Genomic DNA, 20,114 nt, shown 5'->3' with positions numbered 1-20,114 from the left:
TTTCTGCAAAGGTAACGCCTGCTTATGCCGCTACTGCAAAGTACTGTCTACCGCCTTGAGCCATCCCTCGACGGCGAGCGCTTAAGCGTGATTGCCCCGCCTGAACCCGCCCATACTGACAGCGATGACGCCGTGATGGGCACCTTGGTGAATGCGCTAAACGATACCTACAACACCAAAGCGAAGGGCTGGGGGCGCTTTGCCGAGCAGGTCGAGCAGGCCGGGCCGCTGTTGGCGTGGCTCACGGCGTATCAAGCCGACGAGCAAACCTTTGCTCAACTGGCGAACGCGATGGCCGAGCGACTGGCCCAAACGCTGCAGGGTCAGCTCTCCGTTGGCGGTTACTTGGTCATTGCCCATCTACGTCAGGGCGATACGGAAACGCTGCTGATGGCCCTCATTCACCAACGGGAAGGTATCGGCTTTAACGACGCGCACCAAGCGGTGCCTGCCGCCCAACTGAACACAAGCCAACTCACCCTGGCAGCCCGCATCAACCTGACCCAGTGGCAGAGCGGTGCGGAAAGCACGCAGTACGTCTCGTTTCTAAAAGATCGGGGCGGTAAAAAGCTCGCCGATGGCGTAGCGGCGCTGCTGGGCATGGAGGAGGGCATTGATGCCCCCGCCGAAACCCGCACGCTGCTGAAAGCCTTTAGCGACTACGTCGAAAAAGAGGACCTGGACGACGACGCCAGCCGTGAAAAGACCGATACCCTGGTTGATTACGCCAACGAGCAGCTGCGCCGGGGCGAACCCATGACGCTGGAAGAGCTCTCCGGGCTCGTCGACGAGAAGCAGCCCAAGGCGTTTTACGACCATATTCGCAACGCCGACTACGGCCTTTCGCCGGAAATCCCGCCGGACAAACGCACTATCAGCCAGTTTCGCCGCTTCACCGGGCGCTCTGGCGGCGTCTCGATCAGTTTCGATTCACACCTGCTGGGTTCCAGTATTGAGTATGACGAAGCCCAGGACCGGCTGATCATCAAGCAAGTGCCCAAACAGCTCAAAGAGCAGCTCGCCAAGCGGAAAGAGTGACAAGGTTAAAAGTGCTTGAACAGCAGCGTAAAGCATGGGTAGCGAGCGGCACCAGGGGCTAACCTATAGAGGCCAAGCGATTAACCAAGCAGCGATGTTCAACAGGCCTGAGCTAAACAGATCGACGCGAAACATACCTACTTTAAACAGAGCTCAATGGCAAAGGAGCGCCGAGACGCCCATGAGCGATACGCGGGAAGCAACGAATTTAACCGAACTGATCCACACCATGGAACGGATGGAGCGGGAAAACGCGCAGGTTAGCGTGGATGATGTGGTGCATGCGGTAGGGAGACGCTCGTTTGGGCCGCTGCTTCTATTGGCAGGCTTGATAACGCTGGCGCCGATTATTGGTGATATCCCCGGCATGCCAACGCTGATGGCGGTGTTAGTGCTGCTGACCTCTTCACAGCTGCTGGTAGGGCGGGAAACGTTCTGGCTGCCTAAATGGCTGCTTAATCGTTCTTTATCACGGCAGAAGTTTGATAAAGCGCTGCACTACATGAAAAAGCCCGCCAAATGGGTCGATAGCTTGCTGGGCGTGCGCTTGGCTTGGATGACCGGCTACATCGGTATTCGGGTGACGGCCTTCGCTTGCCTGCTGGTGGCGTTAGCGATGCCACCCATGGAGTTCATCCCTTTCAGTGCTAATGGCGCTGGATTGGCACTCACGCTGTTTGGGCTGGGGCTGGTGGCCAGAGATGGCCTGATGCTGGCGTTGGGATTCTTGCTTACCGGCGTGACCTTCACGGTAGTAGTGATGAGTCTCATCTAATGCTTTACTAGGTTTTTCGCGCTGATTGATAAGGCAAGCCGCGATAGGGGGGGCTGATTACGCAAAACAAAACAAAGCCTGCTAGGCTGGAAGGGTCAGCTCAAGGGTGAGCAACCATCTGCTTTCTCGAAAACGCAACAAGCAAGGAGCACCGTTATGCGTAACATCATCTATATCGTGGGTTTGATCGTGGTAGTGCTGTTTATTCTTTCCCTACTGGGCCTACGCTAAGCGCTACGCTGCTGAACCACTCACTCTATGCCCCGGCCTGTGCTGCCAAGCGCCCGCTCCTGCCTAGCGGGCGCTTGGCTAACGCGTTAGGCGCAGTCTGCGGCTCCCTGCCCAAACATATCAAATATCAGCTCGCGGCCCATGGCTGTTAACACAAAACGGCCATAGTCATTAAAAGTGGCGGCATCACTCTCTTCCAACACTTGCTGGCAAAGCGCCCAACGGGGGTGCTGATGGCTCAGAGAGATCAACTCCTGGTGCGATAAACCACGCTGTATCAGGGTGATGGTTTCAAGCACATGGCCGCTCTCATAAAGCAGTTCCGCTACGCTAGAAAGGCAGTGGCGCAAGCTGCGCTGTACGTGGAAGGAAGCAGTGGTCGCGGGGGATAATGCTTCAGCGGGCATGGTAGGTTGCTCCTGCAATCGCAGCAAAATGGGTGTGCTGCAGTGCATTATAAAGCAGTAGGAGTGTTAGACCAAGGTCTATGTATTGGGCTGAGTTTTGCGTGTCATCTGAATTACAAAAAAGGTGTGATAGGCTTGCGGCACTCCTTTTTAGAGCTGGTTGATTATGCAGATTAGTGTCTTTGGTACCGGATATGTAGGGCTCGTGGCAGGTGCGTGTTTGGCGGATGTGGGTCATCAGGTCATCTGCATGGATATTGATGCTAACCGCATCGCACAGCTTAGCCGTGGTGAGATCCCTATTTTCGAGCCAGGCCTGAGCCAGCTGGTTACCCATAACGTCGCCGCCGGACGCCTGCGGTTTACCACAGATGCCGCCCACGCGGTCACCGAAAGCGACACGCTGTTTATCGCGGTGGGCACCCCGCCAGACGAAGGTGGCAGCGCCGACCTGCAGTACGTATTAAGCGTCGCGGAAAGTATCGGCCAGCACATGCAGGGCTATAAGCTGGTGGTGGATAAATCGACGGTGCCGGTAGGCACCGCCGAGCGTGTGAGCGACACCATCAGCCGCGTGCTACAGCAACGTAAGGTTGAACACCCTTTCGATGTGTGCTCCAACCCTGAGTTTATGAAAGAAGGCGCTGCCATTGACGACTTCACCCGCGGCGCCCGCATTATCGTAGGCACCGAGAGCGAGCGGGTAAAAGAGCGCATGAAAGCCTGCTACGCTCCCTATAACCGCAACCACGACAAGCTCATGTTTATGAGCGTGCGAGCGGCAGAACTGACGAAATATGCTGCCAACGCCATGCTGGCGACCAAAATCAGCTTTATGAACGAAATGGCGAATTTAGCGGAGCGCTTAGAGGTTGATATTGAAGACGTACGGCGGGGCATAGGGAGCGACCCGCGTATTGGCTATCACTTTATTTACCCTGGTTGTGGTTATGGCGGCTCCTGTTTTCCTAAAGATGTGCACGCCCTTGAGCAAGCTGCTTTGCAATTAGGTTACACGCCGGAATTATTAAAAGCCGTAGAAGCCGTTAATCAGCGCCAAAAACAAACGCTTTACACAAAACTGCAAGAGAGCCTCGGTAACTTAGAGGGGAAAGTGATTGCTATTTGGGGGCTAGCATTTAAGCCCGGCACCGATGATATGCGCGAAGCGCCCAGCCGAGCACTGATGGAAGCCCTGTGGGCAGCAGGCGCAAAGGTGCAAGCGTTCGACCCGGAAGCGATGGGTGAGTGCCGAAGGCTTTATGGCGAGCGTGACGACCTGATGCTCGCAGGCGATCGCATACAGGCAGTAAAAGGTGCAGATGCACTGGTCATCTGTACAGAGTGGAAAGAATTTCGCACCGTTGACTTCACTTGGTTAGCCAGCCAGCTAAACAATAAATTAGTGGTAGATGGGCGTAATTTATACGCGCCCAGCGCGTTGAGTGAGGCGGGTGTTTGCTATGTGGGTGTCGGTAGAAAGTCTTAATAAACAGAAGTTTATAGCTTTGGTTTGCTGTTTCTGGTAAATGAGTAAGCCCAAGGCTAATAAATTTGTTAAAGTTAATAGGCTCAATGCCGAATAAATAACTAATTAGCTAACTTGAATAATGGCTGCCGCAAAATCGGTAAGACGGCCGCACAACGCGAAAAAGGGACGGTACGCATGGCTTCCATTTCATCACTTGGTATCGGTTCAGGGCTGGACCTCAACGGCTTGCTAGATCAGTTGCAAGAAGCTGAGCGTGGCAAACTTGCGCCCATCGAGCAGCAACTGGAAACCCAACAAACCAAAATCTCTGCCTACGGCCAACTGCAAACGGCTCTTTCTGCCTTTCAAGACGCGGCGGATGCTCTCAACGACAGTACACTGTATGAGAGTCTCTCGACCAACGTTAGCGGTGAAGCATTCACTGCCACGGCCAATGGCGAAGCGCAGCCCGGTAGCTATAACGTATCCGTCACTCAGTTAGCCACATCGGGCACCCTGGCAACCGCAGGCGTGCCGGATTCAACCACCGCCCTGACCACAGAAGCGACCACGCTGACACTCAATTTTGCAGGCGCTGATCAAGCTGACGTTGTGGTGGACATTGCTGCCAACAGCTCGCTTGAAGAAGTGCGTGATGCCATTAATGCGAAAGAAGATAGTGGTGTCTCTGCCTCTATCATTTTCGACGGTGACAATTACCGGCTAGCACTCAACTCTACGCAAACCGGTGAAGACGCGTCTATCTCAGGCATAACGCTAGGGGCGGCATTTGGCGGGCAGTTGGAATCAGAGTTTACGCAAGCAGGCCAAGATGCGGTTCTTAATGTCAACGGTGTGGCCATTACCAGCCCTACTAACCAAGTAGAGGGTGCAATTCAAGGCGTCACGCTGAACCTTCAAGCAGAAGGGGATAGCACCGTTTCAGTAGAGCAAAACACCCTAGCAGTGCGCGAAGCGGTGACGGGCTTTGTAGATGCCTACAACGACCTAAAAGGCACCATTGGCGAACTCACCAGCTTTAATGCGGAAACCGGCGCTGCTGGGGAGCTGCTGGGCGACAGCGCGGTACGCACGGTGGAGTCGCGTTTACGCAGCGTGTTGGGTGGAGGTATCGAAGGCCAGTTCTCGATGCTAACGGATATCGGTATTTCGCTGCAGCGAGACGGCACGCTGGAAATCGATAGCGGCAAGCTAGACGACGCCATTGCCAATAATCAGGGTGCGCTCTCCGCCTTTTTTGCAGGCGCTGCCGATAACGAAGGTATGGCAGGCCAAGTGAACCAAACCATCGAGCAGTTGCTAGGCACTAATGGTACGGTATCCGGCGCGATTTCTGGTGCTGAAAACCGCGTTGAGTCGCTGGGCGAGCGTTACACGCGCATGGAGCAATCCATCGAGCAGACCATTTCTCGCTACCGCACTCAGTTTGGCCAGTTGGATAGCATGATTGCCCAAATGAACCAAACCAGTGACTACCTCACTCAGCAGTTTGATGCGCTGGACGCTCAGTTAGGCCGCAATTAATCCAGCATGCTCACAAAACGCTGCAAAACGACGCCTGCGCTAAGCAGGCGTTTTTGTTGAAGTAATGAGCCATCCGCCGTTAAGAGGTAAAAAAGGCCTAAAGCTAGCCGTTGTTCTGTCGATAAAAGTACTATTAAATTCAGTCGCAACGCCACTGTTGGCGCAATGTATCAATGACTGTGGGTTTAGCCTTTTGCATCGAGGAACATCTGCATGGCGACAATAACCTCTCTAGGCGTCGGCTCTGGCCTGGACCTCACCGGCTTATTAGACCAGCTACAAGAAGCGGAGCGGGGCAAACTCGCGCCGATTACCCGCCAAAAAGAGCAACAGCAGGATAAGATTTCTGCCTACGGGCAGCTGCAAACATCGCTAAACAGCTTTCAAGATGCTGTAGCGAAACTCAACGACCCGAAGCTCTACCAAAGCCTTTCCGCGAACGTACGTGGCGATGCCATTAAAGCCACGGCGTCTGCCAGCGCCCTGCCCGGTAGCTACCGGGTAGAGGTATCGCAGTTAGCCACCTCCGGTACGTTAGCTTCAACCCGTGTGACTGACCGAGACACCGCGCTAGACCTGCAAGGCGCAACGGCCATACGGCTGGGGTTTGGCGGTGCGGACGCTGTCGATATTGATATCGCCCCCGGCAGCAGCCTCTCCGCGATACGCGATGCCATTAACGCCAATAAAGATGCAGGCGTTAACGCCACCATCATCAACGATGGCCAAGGCTACCGGCTGGCGCTCAGTTCTAAAAATACCGGCGCGGATGCTTCTATTGCCAGCTTTAGCTTTGTCGATACCAGCCAATCCCCTGAAGTCACGGTAGCAGGGCCCTTTGCTGAAGATGCCGCCACCAAGCGTGCTGGCGAAGATGCAGCACTGACGGTCAATGGCATTGCCATTAGCAGCGCCAACAACCAGATCGAAGGGGCCATTCAGGGCGTTACCCTTAATTTAGCGGAACTCAGCATTGCCGATGGCGAAACCGCCACCAGCACGGTTAATGTAGAGCGCGATACGCTCAAGCAGCGCGAAGCCATTAACGGTTTTGTAAAAGCGTTTAACGACCTCAAAGGCACCATTGGCAAACTCACCAGCTTTAATGGCGACAGCGAAACCGCGGGTGAATTGGTAGGCGATAACACCGTGCGCACCATTGAGAGCCGCCTGCGTAGTGTGCTGACGGGAGGCGTAGCCGGGGGCGAGCTTTCCACGCTTAACCAGCTAGGCATTACCCTGCAACGAGACGGCACGCTGGAAATGGATGACGATAAAATCAGCGATCTAGTCGCCAATAACCCCCAAGCACTCAGCGACTTTTTCGTAGGTGGCGAAGCAGGGAATGGCTTGGCAGCCCAGCTCGACAGCACCGTAGAGCGAATGCTTGGCGATAACGGAGTAGTCAAGCTAGCGATTAGCGGTGCCGAAAACCGCGTGAAAAGCCTAGACGAACGCTTTGAACGCATGGAAGTGACCATCGAGCGCACCATCAGCCGCTACCGCACCCAGTTCGGCCAGCTAGATAGCATGATTGCCCAAATGAACAGCATGAGCAGCTACCTAACCCAGCAGTTTGATGCGCTAGATGCACAGCTAGGGCGCAAGAGGTAGCCGCTACCAATTGCCCGAAGCCCCCACCTTAAGGGGGCTTTGTTGCTTCTGAGGCAAGAGCCAGTGTGGGAGGCAGCTTTAGCTCGCGACCGATGTCGCCTAATGACCAATGCCATCACCCCAGTTACCAAACATTACATAATTTTTTACTACTCACCCCTAAAGGTTCTCCTCCTTAGGCCGTTAATCAATATAACGGCGCAACCAGTAGCCGAAAAGCGGGCCTTCAAGGCCAGTGTTAACGCAAGGAGAATCACACCATGTCAGTGATCAATACCAACATCACCTCCATGATTGGCCAGTCCAATCTGAGCAAGAGCCAGAACGCGCTTCAGACCTCCATGGAGCGTCTCTCCTCCGGCCTGCGCATCAACAGTGCCAAGGATGATGCGGCCGGTCAGGCCATCGCCAACCGCATGTCCTCCCAGATCACCGGTCTGTCTCAGGCACAGCGTAACGCCAACGACGGCATCTCCGTCGCTCAGACTGCCGAAGGCGCGCTGAATCAGGTCAACGACAACCTGCAGCGTATTCGTGAACTGAGCGTCCAAGCTGCTAATGATACCAATTCTCAAGCTGACCTGGACTCTATCCAGGCAGAAATTGGTCAGCGTCTCTCAGAAATCGATCGTATTTCTAAAGAAACCAGCTTCAACGGTGTTAAAGTGCTTGCCTCTGATCAAGCGCTTTCTATTCAGGTCGGTGCCAATGACGGCGAAGCAATTGAAGTTAATCTGAAGGAAATTACTTCGGCGACATTAAACATGGATACCTTCAATGTTAATGGCGTCGAAGCTGCTGGGCTTACTGCTCTTGCAACTGGTGATTTCGTTGACGGAGATGGGGATGATGTTCCCGCCGGAAACTTGACGCTAACAGATGGCGGTGCGGGTACGGCCTTCACAGCAACAGGCCTTTCTCAAGATGATAAAGGTCAGTGGTACGTAACTGGCACTGACGCAGCTGGAGAAAGTGCTTATATTGCAGTAGATTCAACCACCTTTACAATTGGTGATGGTACTGCAGGTGCAGGTACCAATGACGGTACACTGACCGTGAACTTCAATTCTGATACTGCAGAAATTCTGGCAGAGAAAACCACATCTCCGTTAGCAGCTATTGATCAAGCCCTGAGTGATGTGGATACACTGCGTTCCGATCTGGGTGCCATCCAGAACCGCTTTGAGTCAGCCATCACCAACTTGCAGACCAACGAGACTAACCTCGCTGCTGCTCGTTCGCGCATCGAAGATGCTGACTATGCAAAGGAAGTGGCCAACATGACCCGTGCGCAGATTCTGCAGCAGGCGGGTACTTCCGTACTAGCTCAGGCTAACCAAGTTCCGCAGAACGTTCTTTCTCTGTTGGGTTAATGGGTTAGCTTTTAAGCTGATTGATCGATATATAACGGGGCCGAAAGGCCCCGTTTTTGTAATGGAGAGATAAAATGGCAAAAGGTATCTGTGCTAATCATTTGGAAAATGGAGATGTCAATAATGTAAGGGTTGATTATGGCAGTGGGATGATAATGGATATAGACGTCGACGATTACATCCAAAAAGAAATTTTGCCGGATTACAATCAGCTTCCTGACTGCAGTGCTGCGCCAGTAGAGGAAGATGAGTAGGGGAGTTTTTATGAGTAATGTAAGTTATAGTTATTTAACACACTGGATTGATGGCGTTTATTTAAAAGTATCTTTTGATGTTGCTGGGTATGGTGTTAATGACATTCTTTTCTCGGGTGAAAATGTAGAAAATGCTGGTGAGGCTCTTGGTTTCATTCCTGGTTATCTTGTGTCTAAAGAAATTGTTCGCCGTTTGGTTATGAGTGATGTTTATTCTCTTCCGATACAAAAAATGTCAGAAGTTAAAGATTTTAGTGAGCTTGATAAGTTGCTAAAGTATTATGGTGTGTAATAATTGGGAATTTTTGCAAGCTAAAAATTCCCAATTATTCATATTAAAGAGGTAGATGGGAAATTCTTTTCGACTGGTGTTTATGTTTGGCAGTTTTTAGGTAGACAATAGTGCTGATAGAGTTTTTTGAGGTGTTTTAAATGTATATGATGGCCTTCAAGGTTCTTGGTGCTCGTGTGAGAGGGAAGATTAAGATTCAAGTTTTTGATAGGGTCTGCGATACCAGATACTATATTCCTGGCTGGATGGTTGAGGAAACTCGTAAAGGGATGAGACCTGTCGAAATAACTAATGAGTGCTGGGGAGTAGGTGATGGGCGTGTATTTTCATTAACTCTTAGTCGTGACTATAACACCCTTGTTGTTTTTAAAAAATAAGCGGAGCAGTATGAACGATGACGACCAACAGCGTGGTATTAACGAGCTTCAAGCACTTATCGACTAAACGCAACAAACGTTAATCCGCTTTGAAGCAACTGGTATGGATGAGCAGATGCCAGCGGATTACTACAAGCTGCTGACGATTTTGGATGAGGCGATTAAACAACAGCGTGAGCATACCAAGGCACTGCTGTTGGTTTGAGATTGCTGCGTTGCTGTATTCCTGTAAGCGCTCCATCAACCCCATCTTCTACAGCTGAGTAGCACGCGTCAGACTAGTGTCACCCGATTCCAAGGAGGACACCATGACCGACCTGACCTCGACACAGGCCTTCTGGCTGGGCCATTTGTTCCATGCCTCATCCCAGCAGCTGGCGTTAAGTGAATATGCGGTGGAGCAAAGACTGGTAAGCCGCGTCGCCGTATACCCGCTTATCAGTAGGCGCTCCACCAACCTTGCAGTTACCGGTTACCGGCAGGAACACCTTACATTAGCGTGACTTCAAACCTGTCAGCCGTCACAACAGGCGTTTTAGCATGCCGAGGACCTTCTTTGATTTCTACCAAGCCATAGTCACCCATCTTTTTAATGGTGCGGCTCAGGCTCTCTTTGCGACGCCCTGTGATTTCAGCAAGCTCTCCCAAGGATTGTGGCTTGCATTGGCGAATCGTTTTAAGTAGCTCAAGGTTTTTTGTATTCAACAGACGAGACATGGACTCGACGCTATCGAACCATATCTTGGGCTCTTCAGCAGTAGGTTGATAGAGGCCTTTGGCAATCGAGATGGTGCGCTGGCGGAATTCATCACGGTTCATGATACCAATTTTGACAGTGGTCATATCCCTTCCTCTCGAAGTATGTCATCGACCTGTTTCCAAAAATCTTCGATTAAGTGATCTTCCATGCACTAACATCCTATTCCATAGAAGGATATAGGTGGGTTGACTTCAGGTGTCAATTGTTGATTATGGATGCCGACTACGCTGTTGAAGTAGCTGATATGACCCGTGCCCAAATCTTACAGGAAGTAGGCACCTCGGTACTGGCCCAGGCCAACCAAATACCCCAAAATATATTGATGCTGCTTGAGTAACTGGCTGAAATTTTCAAGTAGTACTAGCACCTTATTAAGGTAAATCAATGGTTTATTCTACACTTGAATAGGTAGTATTTTGACTCAAAAAAGCACCACCATCTCAGCCCGTGAGGTCGTCAACGACCTCGTCCCCAAGCTCAATGCGGTTGAAAAGCAGATCAAGCTGACGATTAGTGCCGTTGTGGAAGCCAGCAGCGCAGCGCCTGAGCAAAAAGAGCGCTACGCCAAGCTGAAGGCGGAGTTCCAGTTGGAACTCACCATGATCCGTATGAACCTGGAGCATCTGCTAAAACGCTACCGTAACGAGCTGGAAGCAGCAATGAACGACCCGCGTAAAGATATGCTGCTCACCCTGGATGCGTATGAAGCCACAGCGGTTGAAAACGCCAAGCAGCTGTATGCGCGGGTACAACGCCTGCAGCAAGGCCATTAAGTGAGTATGCAGCCCGAGGAGCATGAACAAGTAGCGCTCGCGTTAGAAACGCTGATTCGTGAAACCCAGGCAACGATAGCGCGGGTAGAGCAGCACGGGCTGGATGCCTCCATGCCAGAAGATTACCAGGCACTGTTGGATATTTTGGACAGCGCTATCAAGCAGCAGCGCGAACATACAATGGGGATGCTCAACAAAGAGTGACATAACGTAACCGATAGTTAGCTTGCTAATTTTCTGTCCTGGGCTAATGTTTCATGCATAAAAATAAAGCTTTGCTTTGCTTGGCAAATAGAATGAGATGAAGGCGATGGATACGCAAACACTGGTATTGGTGGTGGCGATTGGTGCGCTTTGGCTAAGTTTTACTTGTGGGTGTGTGGCGGGGTACATGATGCTGGCACGGCGGGCAAGCGCGGTGCCGGTGGCAGCAGGGGCGTTGGGCGGGGCGCCGCCTGTCGTGGCGCCAGAAGGCCCGGCCTTGCTGAATGAGGAAAGTGCGGCCTGGGAGGTAAAGGTGCTGTTCGAGGAGCCGTCGCCTGCGCTGAACGACCGCTTGAGTGCGGTATTGAGTTCGGCAGGTGCGGTGTATGAACAGCGCACCAAGACCTTTGCCGTGGCGGGGGATTCTTCTCGCACGCCGATCGTCATTGAAAACGCTGTAGGCGCTGCTCAGCTTCCCCCCTTAACCGAATCACCAGCGAGCCACCCGCCAGTCAAGGGGGTGAGCATTAAAATTGTTAAAAGCAGCCGCACGCTAACGCCTAGCAAGCTCCAGCTAGCGAAGTTGGTATCGCTCTCTAAAAAGCTGGCGCGCTTAGGGGGCACGGTGGTCGATGCCGAACACCAACCGATTACCCCAGCAGGCTTTAATGCGGTAATTCAAGGGCAGGCGAGGGTTTAGCAAAAATCCGCGTAAACCCTCGCCCACTCGGGCGGGGATACAAGCGGGCAGCGCGATAGCGCTGCTGGGTTTGCGGTATGGGGCCCGGCGGCATAAGCTGTACATATATCCATGCATCAATGGCGCGCCATGCTGAAGGCTACGAAGTTACGACTCTACCCCACGACCGAGCAGGCGGAGTTCCTGAACCGCCAGTTCGGCGCGGTGCGCTTCGTCTATAACACCGGCCTTCGCATCATTTCCCATCGCCACAAGCGTCACGGCCAGTCGCTGAGCGCCAAGCACGACATCAAAAAGCTGCTGCCGGTGGCCAAGAAGTCGCGCAAATATGGGTGGCTGAAAGATGCCGATTCCATCGCCCTCCAGCAGGCGTGCTTGAACCTCGACCATGCTTTCCAGCGCTTCTTCGACCCCAAGCAGAAGGCCGGCTATCCGCGCTTCAAGAGCAAGCGGGGCAAACAATCCAGCTACCACTGCGTCGGCGTCAAGGCCGGCGACAACTGGATCAAGGTGCCCAAACTGGGGCCGATCAAGGCCAGGATGCATCGCCAGGTCGAGGGCAGGCTGAAAAGCATCACCCTGACCCGTACCGTCACCGGCAAGCACTACGCCTCGCTGCTCTTTGATACCGACCAGGCGACCCCCGTGCCGACCATGGACGTTGATACCTCTCGCGTCGTCGGACTGGACATGGGGCTATCCCATCTTGCTATCGACTCAAATGGCCGCAAGGTCGCCAATCCGCGCTTCCTCAAGCAGGCGCAGAAGAACCTCAAGCGCAAACAGCAGGCATTGTCACGCACGAAGAAGGGCAGCGCCCGCCGGGCCAAGGCACGGTTACTCGTCGCCAAGGCGTATGAGCGGGTCGCCAATGCCCGCAACGACTTCCAGCACAAGCTCTCTCGACAGATCGTTGACGATAATCAAGCGGTGATCGTCGAGACGCTGAAGGTCCGCAACATGATGAAAAACACCTGCCTCGCCAAGCACATCGGCGATGCGTCCTGGCATGCCTTGATGACCAAGCTGGACTACAAGGCCAGGGAGCAGGGCAAGCATCTGGTCAAGATTGACCCGTGGTTTGCCAGCTCCAAGACCTGCCATGTCTGCCAGCACAAGATGGACGCCATGCCGTTGAACGTCCGGTCGTGGGAGTGCCCCGCCTGCCACACACAGCACGACCGGGACATCAACGCGGCGCTGAACATCAAGCATCAAGGCATTATCGAGCTGAAGGCGGAAGGGCTGTCCGTCTCTGCCCATGGAGGCTTGCGTAAGTCCGGCACATCGTCGGCAGCTGCCTGAGAAGTGGGAAGCCTCGCCCGTGGCGCGTCAGCGCTTAGGGCGGGGAGCAGTCACCGCTGTATCTCTGCGTGCAGCTTGGCAATGTCTTCTAGGGCCAACCCGGTTGCCTCGGCAATCTGATCGTTACTCAGCACCCCAAGCTTCAGTAGGTTGCGCGCAGTTTTTTCGATGCCTAGCTTTGTGCCTTTTTCAATTCCCGCTTGCCGTTCTTGCTGCGCCCAGTTTTCAAGATTTTCTGCCAACATGTCTTTGTCCTCCATCAAGCTTGTGAGCTGGTCTAGGTTTGCCTTGGCTCCTAGCCGCTGAAGATATCGTAGAACGCTTGACGCCCATCACATGGATCTAGGGTGTTGCCTGGAAAGCGAGCTTTGGCAGTATGAGTTAGTGCTTAATGTCGGTGCGTAGCTTTTCAACCTCTTCTACAGGCAGTTCTTCAATATCGGCGATGAGCTGGTCGCTCATTTCGGTGAGTGCAATGAGTTTGCGGGCAGCATTGCGTTTACTTTCCAGAGCACGGTGCTCCGCCTCTTGCAGGCCTTCTTGACGACCCGCTTGGCGCTCTTCCTGCATCCAGTTTTTAATGTTTTCAGCCAACATCTCTTTATCTTCGCAAGCCTGGGAGCGGGCCTGATTCGTTAAGACCGTTAATGTTTTAGCTCTGTTTGCAGTTTGGCAATGTCTTCTAGATCCAACCCTGTTGCCTCGGCAATCTGCTCGTTACTCAGCACCCCAAGCTTCAGTAGGTTGCGCGCAGTTTTTTCGATACCTAGCTTTGTGCCCTGTTCGATGCCTAGCTTTTTGCCCTGTTCGATGCCTAGCTTTGTGCCTTTTTCAATGCCCGCTTGGCGCTCTTGCTGCGCCCAGTTTTCAAGATTTTCAGCCAACATGTCTTTGTCCTCCATCAGGCTTGTGAGCTGGTCCAGGTTTGCCTTGGCTCCTAGCCGCTGAAGATATCGTTTGAGCCAGCGGGTGATAATGTTATCGATCCGCTCTTTATCAGGGGAGGCTTGTATGATGGCAACAATGCGATCAACGGCTTGCTGCAGCCCTTTCCTGTCGGCAGATGCCTTTTCAATACTGAACACGCCGCTCAGCGGTGTTGGGCGTAATCCCAGCTCTTCATCAGTATAGCGCCCTTCATCCACAAGGTAGTACCGTAGGTGTGGTTGATAGACTTGAAGAAAAGCTGGTGGTTCCGGGTACACCATGTCGTAGATATCCTGGCGTGCCGTCCAGCGCTCAGAGCCGTTGTACAGCACAATAGGCAGAATGGGTGGTAGCCCTTTGCTCGGTGTGGTGGTGCCATTCTTGAGCAGGTGGTCGTAAAAGCAGGCCACGTAGTGCATCAACCGGATGGGCATCGTGCGATCAACCGACGACTGAAACTCCAATAGGATGTAGAGATACACTTCTTGGGTGATACCCTCCCAGGTGATCTCCACCGACCACACCACGTCTTCGAATTTCTCCTCGAACAGGGGCGTGATGTAGTTGCCGCTGTGATTTTGCAGCGTCGAGAAATTCATCAGTTGGGCGATTTCTGGAGGTGCAAACCCTTCCATCAACTGTTGAACAAACTCAGGGTAGCTAAATAGCTCCTTGTAGCCGGTATCGTGCGGGTGATTAGCCATGCGTACTCCTGTCTAAATACACATGTTGTACCACTCTTTCATTGCTGGCTAAACCTAACTTAAAGCGTCTCCACGTCAAACGCGACTATCTGCCGTTGAACGCTTGAAAACTCAACGCCCACCAAGTGGATCGGCTTTCCGCTGGCGCGGTGTTTGTCGGCGTAGCCTTTGGCTTTAATCTGCTCTAGCGCTTTACCTTCGGGTAGCTGTTCAACCACTTTGAATTCAAACAGGTAGATATGGCCGTTAAAATCGACGCTCATATCGACTTTGCCGTGGTGGCTGGCGTCTTCCACCGTCACCTTTACACCTAGCGCAGCGAAATGGCTGTAGAACACGCTGGCATAGTGGCCTTCGTACTGGGCAATAGGATTGTTTCGGTACCAGTCGTGGGGCAAACCGGCATAGAGTGCTTTGAGGTGGATGCCTAGGCCCGCGAGATCATGAGCCTGTAGCAGGCGGAACAGCGTTAGTCGTTCCCGGGGTGGTTCTTGAAGGCCTAGTAGTGGCAAAAGCGCTTGGTTAAGGCTGATTTCTACTTCGCGGTTTGGGTAACCCAGTGTGTAAAGGCGGTAGCCTGTCATGGGTTCTTCGGTGGCGTGTACCGTTAGGTAACCCGTTTGGAATAGCAGCGCTTCTGTGGCGATATGGTCAACATCGAAGCGCCCCAGTAGCTCTGCTTCCGTCTGTAGTTGGCTGAGTGCGGGTGTAAACACTCCGCGTTGCGTCAGTACATCGACCAGGAACGTAGGAGTCGCGCTCTCAAACCAGTAGGGGCTGAAAATACGTTTTTGTAGTAATAGCAGTACGTCAAAGGGGTTGTATACGCTGGGCACATCCTGCCCACCCCAGCGGTAGCCGTTGTACCATCGGCGGATCTCGTCGCGGTCAAGCCCGGAAAGCTCGGGGGCAAATACGGTATCAATATCGTGGTCGGTATAGCCGCAAATATCCGCATATGGTGTATCTAGCGTAATGTCGTTGAGGTTATTTAACCCTGAAAACAGGCTGACCTTGCTGAACTTGGAGACGCCGGTGAGCAGCACGAAATGCAAATGGGGGTCGGCATCTTTCAGCACACTATAGAGATTTTTAAGCCCTTCACGCAGTTCGCGGGCTAATGCAGGGTTAAGCAGGTTATCCAAAATCGGTTTGTCGTATTCGTCAATCAGCACGACAACGCGTTGACCGGCGTGCGTGTGAGCTTGACGAAGTAGGTGCGCTAACTCACCGGCAATATCGGTATCATAGGTTAGCGTTAGTCCAAGCCGCTCACGTTCGGTGCGCAACTGGTCGCGGATACGTACGTCCAATTCCTGACGTGTTTGCATCACCCCGCTCCCAAAGCTTAAACGCACCACGGGGTAACGCTGCTGCCAGTCCCACTTATCGTAAATATATAGGCCTTCAAACAGTGCTTGGCGGCCTTCAAACAGGCAGCCTAACGTATCCAGCAATAGGCTTTTGCCAAACCGGCGCGGGCGAGAGAGGAAGTAGTATTTATTTTGGTTGGCCAGCTTCTCAATGAACGGTGTTTTATCGACATAGTAGTAGCCGCCTTCGCGAATATCGGAAAAGGTCTGAATCCCGATGGGCAGTTTACGGCGATGAGTAGCTGGCATGCTGTCCTCCAAGGGTGGCGCTGTGCAAACGATGGGTAGTCTAGCATGCGGAAGTGCGGGGAAGTTCGTGCTTAAGTGCCTATTCAAAATTAATCGCGTGATCAGTTCCGTAACCACCGAGGCACTCCTCGCAACGGTATATGCAAGCTGCCGTGCAGGCACATCTTACCCCGCCTCATTCACGAGGGTGCTGATCGAGCGGTCTGGAGGTACTGACTGGTGGCATCGCTTATCAGGATCGGCTTCTTCAGCGCGAGTGGCCGGTGAGTAATGCCAGAATGCCGACCTTTTCCCGCTTTCTTATAGCTATTTAGAATCAATTGCGGCCGTCCAAGCAGCCGTGATCGCCGACCGCCGCTCCGGTCGCTCGCTTTCTGATGCTGTGGTGGTCTCGCAGGAGCGTCAGCTCAGCGAGGCCAGCTTCGGCAGCCCCTTCAGCAGTGTCGGCCACCACTTGTCGGCAGCGGCGCCGAGGTGAACGGTGATTCGCCGAGCGTGCAGCCTCAGCGTGGCGGCTACCTTCAGCACCTGCTCGCGCATCCGGCTCAGGCTCCAGCCTTGCCGAGTTTGCCGCTCCAGCAGGCAGCGCAGGCCATGCAGGACCTGGTAGGCGTAGAGGCTCAGCAGCAGGCTCACCTCGTTGCGCGCCATCACATCCTGAACGGTGGAGGCGCCACGATCGGTCGACGAGAGGTGCACGTCGAGCGCCGACTTCACCTCGCCCATGTGCGCTTCGGCGCTGCCGCGCTTGCGATAGAGTGCCAGGACCTTCTCAGGCGGCCAGTCGAACTTGCCGAGGTTGGTGACCAGGAAGAAGGCATGCAGCACCAGGGTACGCAGCTGACTGGCCAGTGAGTGGCGGACGCGTAGCGGATTGCGGAGGTCGACCAGGTTGTCTTCCAGCGCCTCGATCACGCCGCTGTTGTCGAGGGCTTCACGCAGCAGCGCGCCGCTGTCGCTGGTGGTGCGCTGGCCGTCGAGCTCGACACGGACAGAGCCGTTGCAGGAGGGCGTCCAGGTGGATAGGCTTTCACCCATAGCGGATGGCTCTCTTGGTTCAGGTTCTTGACGGAACGTTCTGATTTCTCAAGAGAATACCATCCGCCATCTTCGTTTTCAGGCCGGCCTCGTGAATAAGCCGGGGGTATCAGAGGGTACGACACTCATCCTGACACCGGGGGTTATTGAGGCGAGCAAAACGCGCAAGCCCGCGAATTTTGGCTACATCGCCAAAATTCTCTTTGCACGCTGTAGAATCAATGAGGTAGATTCAATTTGGTGGCTATGAAACCTCAGTCATTGTGATGTCACGTTCACTGAGGTTTCATGGCAGGGTGTATAATCACTGTTGAACTAAACCGCTTCGCGGTAGCTGTTGACGAATCACGTTTTTCGCCTCATCGGGCCACACTATTGATTGACCCACGTGGGTCAATCAACAGGAGTGACGACGATGACTGCCCTGCGACAGAAGATGATCGCGGCCATGCGTCAGCGTGGCTTTGCGCAACGTACCCACAATACCTACCTGATGGTGGTCACTGATCTGGCACGTTATTTCCACCGTTCGCCAGACACGTTGAGTACCGACGACCTGCAACACTTCTTCAATCACCTGGTTCAGGAGCGCGGTTTGTCTGCCGCCAGTTGCCGTGTCTATCTGCACGGCGTGCGGTTCCTGTATTTGCACGTGTTGCAGTGGCCGTCGTTTGATGTGCCGCTCACCGTCCCCAAAAAACCGCAGCGGATTCCAGAACTGCTGACCCGCGACGAGGTTCGGCGGATCCTGGCCGCCTGCCAAAACGCCAAGCATCGCATGATGCTCGAACTGTGCTATGGCTGCGGATTGCGTGTGACCGAGGTCTGCCACCTGCGAGTTAGTGACATCGACAGCCAGCGTTACCAACTCCGTGTGACGCAGGGCAAGGGCGGCAAGGATCGTATGGTGTTACTACCCGTGACCCTGCTTGATCGCTTGCGCGATTACTGGCGCGCCTATCGGCCAGTCACATGGCTGTTCCCGAGCGCTCTGTTTCCCGATCAAGCCCTGCACGCCAGTGCGCCACAGAAGGCCTTTACCCAGGCCAAGCGTCTGGCCGGGGTCGAGCGGGTGGGTGGCATCCATAGTCTGCGCCATGCCTATGCCACCCATGTTCTGGAGCAAGGCCTGCCCGTCCATCAGCTCCAGCGACTACTGGGCCACCGTAACCTCCAGTCGACGATGCGCTACCTGCACTGGCTACCGAACCAGCAAGGGGGAGATCAGTGTCATATTGACCTGGTGGCCGCCCTGGAGGTGAGCCATGACTAAGGCCGCTACCTTGCAACAGGCATTGACCCGCTTTCTCGACCCAAGCGGTCTTGATCGCCAGCGCCAACGGGTGTGTACCCATCTGCTGGCCTGCCGAACGAAGGCGATGGGTGGGATGGTCTTACAGTGCTCTGACTGCGCTCATGTACAGCCACGCTACTTTGGCTGTCGTGATCGTCACTGTCCACAGTGTCAGGGCCGCGCCATGGCGCAATGGGCTGAGCGTCAGCAGGCCAATATGCTGCCGGTGCGCTATTACCACGTCGTATTCACGCTACCGCACAGTCTTAATGGCTGGGTTCAGCTTCATCCCGAGGTGATTCACCGATTGCTGTTCCAGAGTGCCTGGCAAACGCTGTGCACGTTTGCACGAGACCCAAAACGCCTCAACGGCGAAATGGGCATGATCGCGGTGCTTCACACCTGGGGCCAGAACCTGAGCCAGCATGTGCATCTGCATTGTCTGGTTCCAGGCGGTGCCTTGAGTGACGATGGCAAGTGGCATGAAGCGCGAAGCAACTACTTGTTCCCCGTGCGGGCCCTGTCACGCCACTTCCGTGGGCACATGGTGAGCGCTCTGCGCAAGGCCGCCCATGCTGGCGATCTCCACCGGGTTACCCGGCCCGGCGATGTCGATGCTCAATTGAACACACTGATGGCCACTGACTGGGTGGTTGACAGCAAGGACTGCCTTGAACACACCCAGGCGGTAGTACGCTACCTGGCGCGCTACACGCGCCAGATCGCCATCAGCAACGCACGTATCCTCGCCGTAGACGACCAGCAAGTGACCCTACGTTACAAGGATTACCGCGACCACGACCGACACAAGCAACTCATTCTGGATGGCGAGGAGTTCGTGCGTCGCTTCCTGCTCCACGTCCTGCCTAGGGGACTGATGCGAGTGCGGCATTACGGCTTTCTGGCCAATCGCTGCCGACGGCAACGTCTGGTACAGATCCGTCGAGCGCTAGCGATGGTTGACCAGGCCCCCCATGTCGATACAGCCGCCAGCGATGCGGAGCCGACCTACACCTGTCCACACTGCAAGCAGCCCACCTTACGGATGATCGGGACGCTCACACCCCAGCGCCCCCTCCATGATCAGCCGCCTAACGACAAGGAGCAACACTATCGAGCATGATGTAACGCCCTACGACAACAACAGACCTGGCTAACCGGCTCGCTAGCGAGTCATGGATAAGCTCGTCCCGATGATGGATTTTAGCCATCAGACGCGCTACATTGGGTTAAATTGGATTTGGAAGTGTCGACATAATGACGAAACGGACGATCAGAGCGCGTGCCCCCCGACCTGCCAATGCGCCGTTTGGCACCTCAGGCCACCTGTCAGTCAATACAATTCCCTATTAAATAGCCGCCTGATGGACGCGCCTTAGTCCAACAGGCATTTATTCGCCATGCTCCGCA

At 54.1% G+C, this 20,114-nt stretch carries 22 protein-coding genes and 2 pseudogenes; 17 read left to right on the top strand and 7 right to left on the bottom strand.

The window, feature by feature from the left end; translation table 11 throughout:
* The first annotated feature begins 24 nt into the window (after window positions 1-24).
* Window positions 25-1,038, top strand: coding sequence for a nucleoid-associated protein (locus tag RVM26_RS13075; protein WP_498939053.1), 1,014 nt, complete (start codon window positions 25-27; stop codon window positions 1,036-1,038).
* Between the two features lie 181 nt (window positions 1,039-1,219).
* Window positions 1,220-1,813 (top strand): exopolysaccharide biosynthesis protein, encoded by a 594-nt coding sequence (locus RVM26_RS13070; protein WP_498939051.1) that lies wholly within the window; start codon window positions 1,220-1,222, stop codon window positions 1,811-1,813.
* A gap of 317 nt (window positions 1,814-2,130) precedes the next feature.
* On the opposite strand, the gene RVM26_RS13065 is transcribed toward RVM26_RS13070, so the two are convergent.
* Entirely contained in the window at window positions 2,131-2,451 is a 321-nt protein-coding gene (locus RVM26_RS13065; protein ID WP_044630021.1) for a hypothetical protein, read from the bottom strand.
* Window positions 2,452-2,617: 166 nt separating this feature from the next.
* On the opposite strand from RVM26_RS13065, the gene RVM26_RS13060 reads away from it, so the two are divergent.
* From RVM26_RS13060 to RVM26_RS13025, 8 genes are all read left to right on the top strand, one after another.
* Complete coding sequence (locus RVM26_RS13060) at window positions 2,618-3,940, top strand: UDP-glucose dehydrogenase family protein (protein WP_044630020.1); 1,323 nt, start codon at window positions 2,618-2,620, stop codon at window positions 3,938-3,940.
* A 177-nt stretch (window positions 3,941-4,117) separates the two neighbouring features.
* On the top strand, window positions 4,118-5,467 hold the full coding sequence (gene fliD, locus RVM26_RS13055; protein WP_498939049.1) for a flagellar filament capping protein FliD: 1,350 nt from the start codon (window positions 4,118-4,120) through the stop codon (window positions 5,465-5,467).
* Window positions 5,468-5,680: 213 nt separating this feature from the next.
* Window positions 5,681-7,081 carry a flagellar filament capping protein FliD gene (gene fliD / locus RVM26_RS13050; RefSeq protein ID WP_498939047.1) on the top strand — a complete coding sequence of 467 codons (1,401 nt, stop codon included), beginning with the start codon at window positions 5,681-5,683 and terminating at the stop codon, window positions 7,079-7,081.
* Window positions 7,082-7,341: 260 nt separating this feature from the next.
* Window positions 7,342-8,454 carry a flagellin family protein gene (locus RVM26_RS13045; protein ID WP_498939045.1) on the top strand — a complete coding sequence of 371 codons (1,113 nt, stop codon included), beginning with the start codon at window positions 7,342-7,344 and terminating at the stop codon, window positions 8,452-8,454.
* A 74-nt stretch (window positions 8,455-8,528) separates the two neighbouring features.
* Window positions 8,529-8,708, top strand: a complete 180-nt coding sequence (locus RVM26_RS13040; RefSeq protein WP_074211462.1) for a hypothetical protein — start codon at window positions 8,529-8,531, stop codon at window positions 8,706-8,708.
* A 10-nt stretch (window positions 8,709-8,718) separates the two neighbouring features.
* The gene (locus tag RVM26_RS13035; RefSeq protein WP_074211463.1) at window positions 8,719-9,000 is read left to right on the top strand and encodes a hypothetical protein; all 282 of its coding nucleotides are present in this window, start codon (window positions 8,719-8,721) and stop codon (window positions 8,998-9,000) included.
* Between the two features lie 140 nt (window positions 9,001-9,140).
* Window positions 9,141-9,377: a hypothetical protein gene (locus RVM26_RS13030; RefSeq protein ID WP_074211464.1), complete on the top strand. Its 237-nt coding sequence runs from the start codon at window positions 9,141-9,143 to the stop codon at window positions 9,375-9,377.
* Window positions 9,378-9,685: 308 nt separating this feature from the next.
* Window positions 9,686-9,880 (top strand): hypothetical protein, encoded by a 195-nt coding sequence (locus tag RVM26_RS13025; protein ID WP_498939042.1) that lies wholly within the window; start codon window positions 9,686-9,688, stop codon window positions 9,878-9,880.
* Here RVM26_RS13025 and RVM26_RS13020 read toward each other — a convergent pair.
* The gene (locus RVM26_RS13020; RefSeq protein ID WP_016915079.1) at window positions 9,867-10,220 is read right to left on the bottom strand and encodes an HVO_A0114 family putative DNA-binding protein; all 354 of its coding nucleotides are present in this window, start codon (window positions 10,218-10,220) and stop codon (window positions 9,867-9,869) included. The two genes, RVM26_RS13025 and RVM26_RS13020, sit on opposite strands and share 14 nt — an antisense overlap.
* A gap of 125 nt (window positions 10,221-10,345) precedes the next feature.
* On the opposite strand from RVM26_RS13020, the pseudogene RVM26_RS13015 reads away from it, so the two are divergent.
* From RVM26_RS13015 to RVM26_RS12995, 5 genes and pseudogenes are all read left to right on the top strand, one after another.
* A pseudogene (locus RVM26_RS13015) lies at window positions 10,346-10,474 on the top strand (flagellin); the annotation flags it as partial.
* 79 nt (window positions 10,475-10,553) lie between these two features.
* On the top strand, window positions 10,554-10,910 hold the full coding sequence (locus RVM26_RS13010) for a hypothetical protein (protein ID WP_498939040.1): 357 nt from the start codon (window positions 10,554-10,556) through the stop codon (window positions 10,908-10,910).
* Window positions 10,911-10,916: 6 nt separating this feature from the next.
* Window positions 10,917-11,114 (top strand): hypothetical protein, encoded by a 198-nt coding sequence (locus tag RVM26_RS13005; RefSeq protein ID WP_289109523.1) that lies wholly within the window; start codon window positions 10,917-10,919, stop codon window positions 11,112-11,114.
* Between the two features lie 106 nt (window positions 11,115-11,220).
* Window positions 11,221-11,814, top strand: coding sequence for a hypothetical protein (locus RVM26_RS13000; RefSeq protein WP_498939038.1), 594 nt, complete (start codon window positions 11,221-11,223; stop codon window positions 11,812-11,814).
* Window positions 11,815-11,943: 129 nt separating this feature from the next.
* Window positions 11,944-13,119, top strand: a complete 1,176-nt coding sequence (locus RVM26_RS12995) for an RNA-guided endonuclease InsQ/TnpB family protein (RefSeq protein WP_498939036.1) — start codon at window positions 11,944-11,946, stop codon at window positions 13,117-13,119.
* A gap of 50 nt (window positions 13,120-13,169) precedes the next feature.
* On the opposite strand, the gene RVM26_RS12990 is transcribed toward RVM26_RS12995, so the two are convergent.
* The 5 genes and pseudogenes from RVM26_RS12990 to RVM26_RS12970 form a co-directional block, all read right to left on the bottom strand.
* Window positions 13,170-13,364, bottom strand: coding sequence for an RpnC/YadD family protein (locus tag RVM26_RS12990; RefSeq protein ID WP_498939034.1), 195 nt, complete (start codon window positions 13,362-13,364; stop codon window positions 13,170-13,172).
* Between the two features lie 136 nt (window positions 13,365-13,500).
* The gene (locus RVM26_RS12985) at window positions 13,501-13,716 is read right to left on the bottom strand and encodes an RpnC/YadD family protein (RefSeq protein WP_498939032.1); all 216 of its coding nucleotides are present in this window, start codon (window positions 13,714-13,716) and stop codon (window positions 13,501-13,503) included.
* Window positions 13,717-13,763: 47 nt separating this feature from the next.
* Complete coding sequence (locus tag RVM26_RS12980) at window positions 13,764-14,750, bottom strand: RpnC/YadD family protein (protein ID WP_498939030.1); 987 nt, start codon at window positions 14,748-14,750, stop codon at window positions 13,764-13,766.
* Window positions 14,751-14,809: 59 nt separating this feature from the next.
* On the bottom strand, window positions 14,810-16,372 hold the full coding sequence (locus tag RVM26_RS12975; protein WP_498941752.1) for an ATP-binding protein: 1,563 nt from the start codon (window positions 16,370-16,372) through the stop codon (window positions 14,810-14,812).
* A gap of 402 nt (window positions 16,373-16,774) precedes the next feature.
* A pseudogene (locus RVM26_RS12970) lies at window positions 16,775-17,203 on the bottom strand (transposase); the annotation flags it as partial.
* 622 nt (window positions 17,204-17,825) lie between these two features.
* On the opposite strand from RVM26_RS12970, the gene RVM26_RS12965 reads away from it, so the two are divergent.
* Window positions 17,826-18,683: a tyrosine-type recombinase/integrase gene (locus tag RVM26_RS12965; protein ID WP_213262753.1), complete on the top strand. Its 858-nt coding sequence runs from the start codon at window positions 17,826-17,828 to the stop codon at window positions 18,681-18,683.
* Window positions 18,676-19,827, top strand: a complete 1,152-nt coding sequence (locus tag RVM26_RS12960) for an IS91 family transposase (protein WP_498938785.1) — start codon at window positions 18,676-18,678, stop codon at window positions 19,825-19,827. The genes RVM26_RS12965 and RVM26_RS12960 overlap by 8 nt, the downstream gene beginning before the upstream one ends.
* Window positions 19,828-20,114: the final 287 nt, after the last annotated feature.

This window comes from Halomonas sp. KM072, assembly GCF_050710315.1.
GTDB lineage: Bacteria > Pseudomonadota > Gammaproteobacteria > Pseudomonadales > Halomonadaceae > Vreelandella > Vreelandella hamiltonii.
Note: the sequence above shows the minus strand (reverse complement) of the source record. Positions and strands in the feature narration are given on the sequence as shown.

Coding starts and splice junctions, on each gene's coding strand:
- fliD (WP_498939047.1), top strand. CDS start 5,681: ATGGCGACAATAACCTCTCTAGGCGTCGGCTCTGGCCTGGACCTCACC.
- fliD (WP_498939049.1), top strand. CDS start 4,118: ATGGCTTCCATTTCATCACTTGGTATCGGTTCAGGGCTGGACCTCAAC.
- RVM26_RS13040 (WP_074211462.1), top strand. CDS start 8,529: ATGGCAAAAGGTATCTGTGCTAATCATTTGGAAAATGGAGATGTCAAT.
- RVM26_RS13070 (WP_498939051.1), top strand. CDS start 1,220: ATGAGCGATACGCGGGAAGCAACGAATTTAACCGAACTGATCCACACC.
- RVM26_RS13035 (WP_074211463.1), top strand. CDS start 8,719: ATGAGTAATGTAAGTTATAGTTATTTAACACACTGGATTGATGGCGTT.
- RVM26_RS12990 (WP_498939034.1), bottom strand. CDS start 13,364: ATGTTGGCAGAAAATCTTGAAAACTGGGCGCAGCAAGAACGGCAAGCG.
- RVM26_RS13000 (WP_498939038.1), top strand. CDS start 11,221: ATGGATACGCAAACACTGGTATTGGTGGTGGCGATTGGTGCGCTTTGG.
- RVM26_RS13065 (WP_044630021.1), bottom strand. CDS start 2,451: ATGCCCGCTGAAGCATTATCCCCCGCGACCACTGCTTCCTTCCACGTA.
- RVM26_RS13060 (WP_044630020.1), top strand. CDS start 2,618: ATGCAGATTAGTGTCTTTGGTACCGGATATGTAGGGCTCGTGGCAGGT.
- RVM26_RS12985 (WP_498939032.1), bottom strand. CDS start 13,716: ATGTTGGCTGAAAACATTAAAAACTGGATGCAGGAAGAGCGCCAAGCG.
- RVM26_RS13075 (WP_498939053.1), top strand. CDS start 25: ATGCCGCTACTGCAAAGTACTGTCTACCGCCTTGAGCCATCCCTCGAC.
- RVM26_RS13030 (WP_074211464.1), top strand. CDS start 9,141: ATGTATATGATGGCCTTCAAGGTTCTTGGTGCTCGTGTGAGAGGGAAG.
- RVM26_RS13020 (WP_016915079.1), bottom strand. CDS start 10,220: ATGACCACTGTCAAAATTGGTATCATGAACCGTGATGAATTCCGCCAG.
- RVM26_RS13005 (WP_289109523.1), top strand. CDS start 10,917: ATGCAGCCCGAGGAGCATGAACAAGTAGCGCTCGCGTTAGAAACGCTG.
- RVM26_RS13045 (WP_498939045.1), top strand. CDS start 7,342: ATGTCAGTGATCAATACCAACATCACCTCCATGATTGGCCAGTCCAAT.
- RVM26_RS12960 (WP_498938785.1), top strand. CDS start 18,676: ATGACTAAGGCCGCTACCTTGCAACAGGCATTGACCCGCTTTCTCGAC.
- RVM26_RS12980 (WP_498939030.1), bottom strand. CDS start 14,750: ATGGCTAATCACCCGCACGATACCGGCTACAAGGAGCTATTTAGCTAC.
- RVM26_RS12965 (WP_213262753.1), top strand. CDS start 17,826: ATGACTGCCCTGCGACAGAAGATGATCGCGGCCATGCGTCAGCGTGGC.
- RVM26_RS12975 (WP_498941752.1), bottom strand. CDS start 16,372: ATGCCAGCTACTCATCGCCGTAAACTGCCCATCGGGATTCAGACCTTT.
- RVM26_RS12995 (WP_498939036.1), top strand. CDS start 11,944: ATGCTGAAGGCTACGAAGTTACGACTCTACCCCACGACCGAGCAGGCG.
- RVM26_RS13025 (WP_498939042.1), top strand. CDS start 9,686: ATGACCGACCTGACCTCGACACAGGCCTTCTGGCTGGGCCATTTGTTC.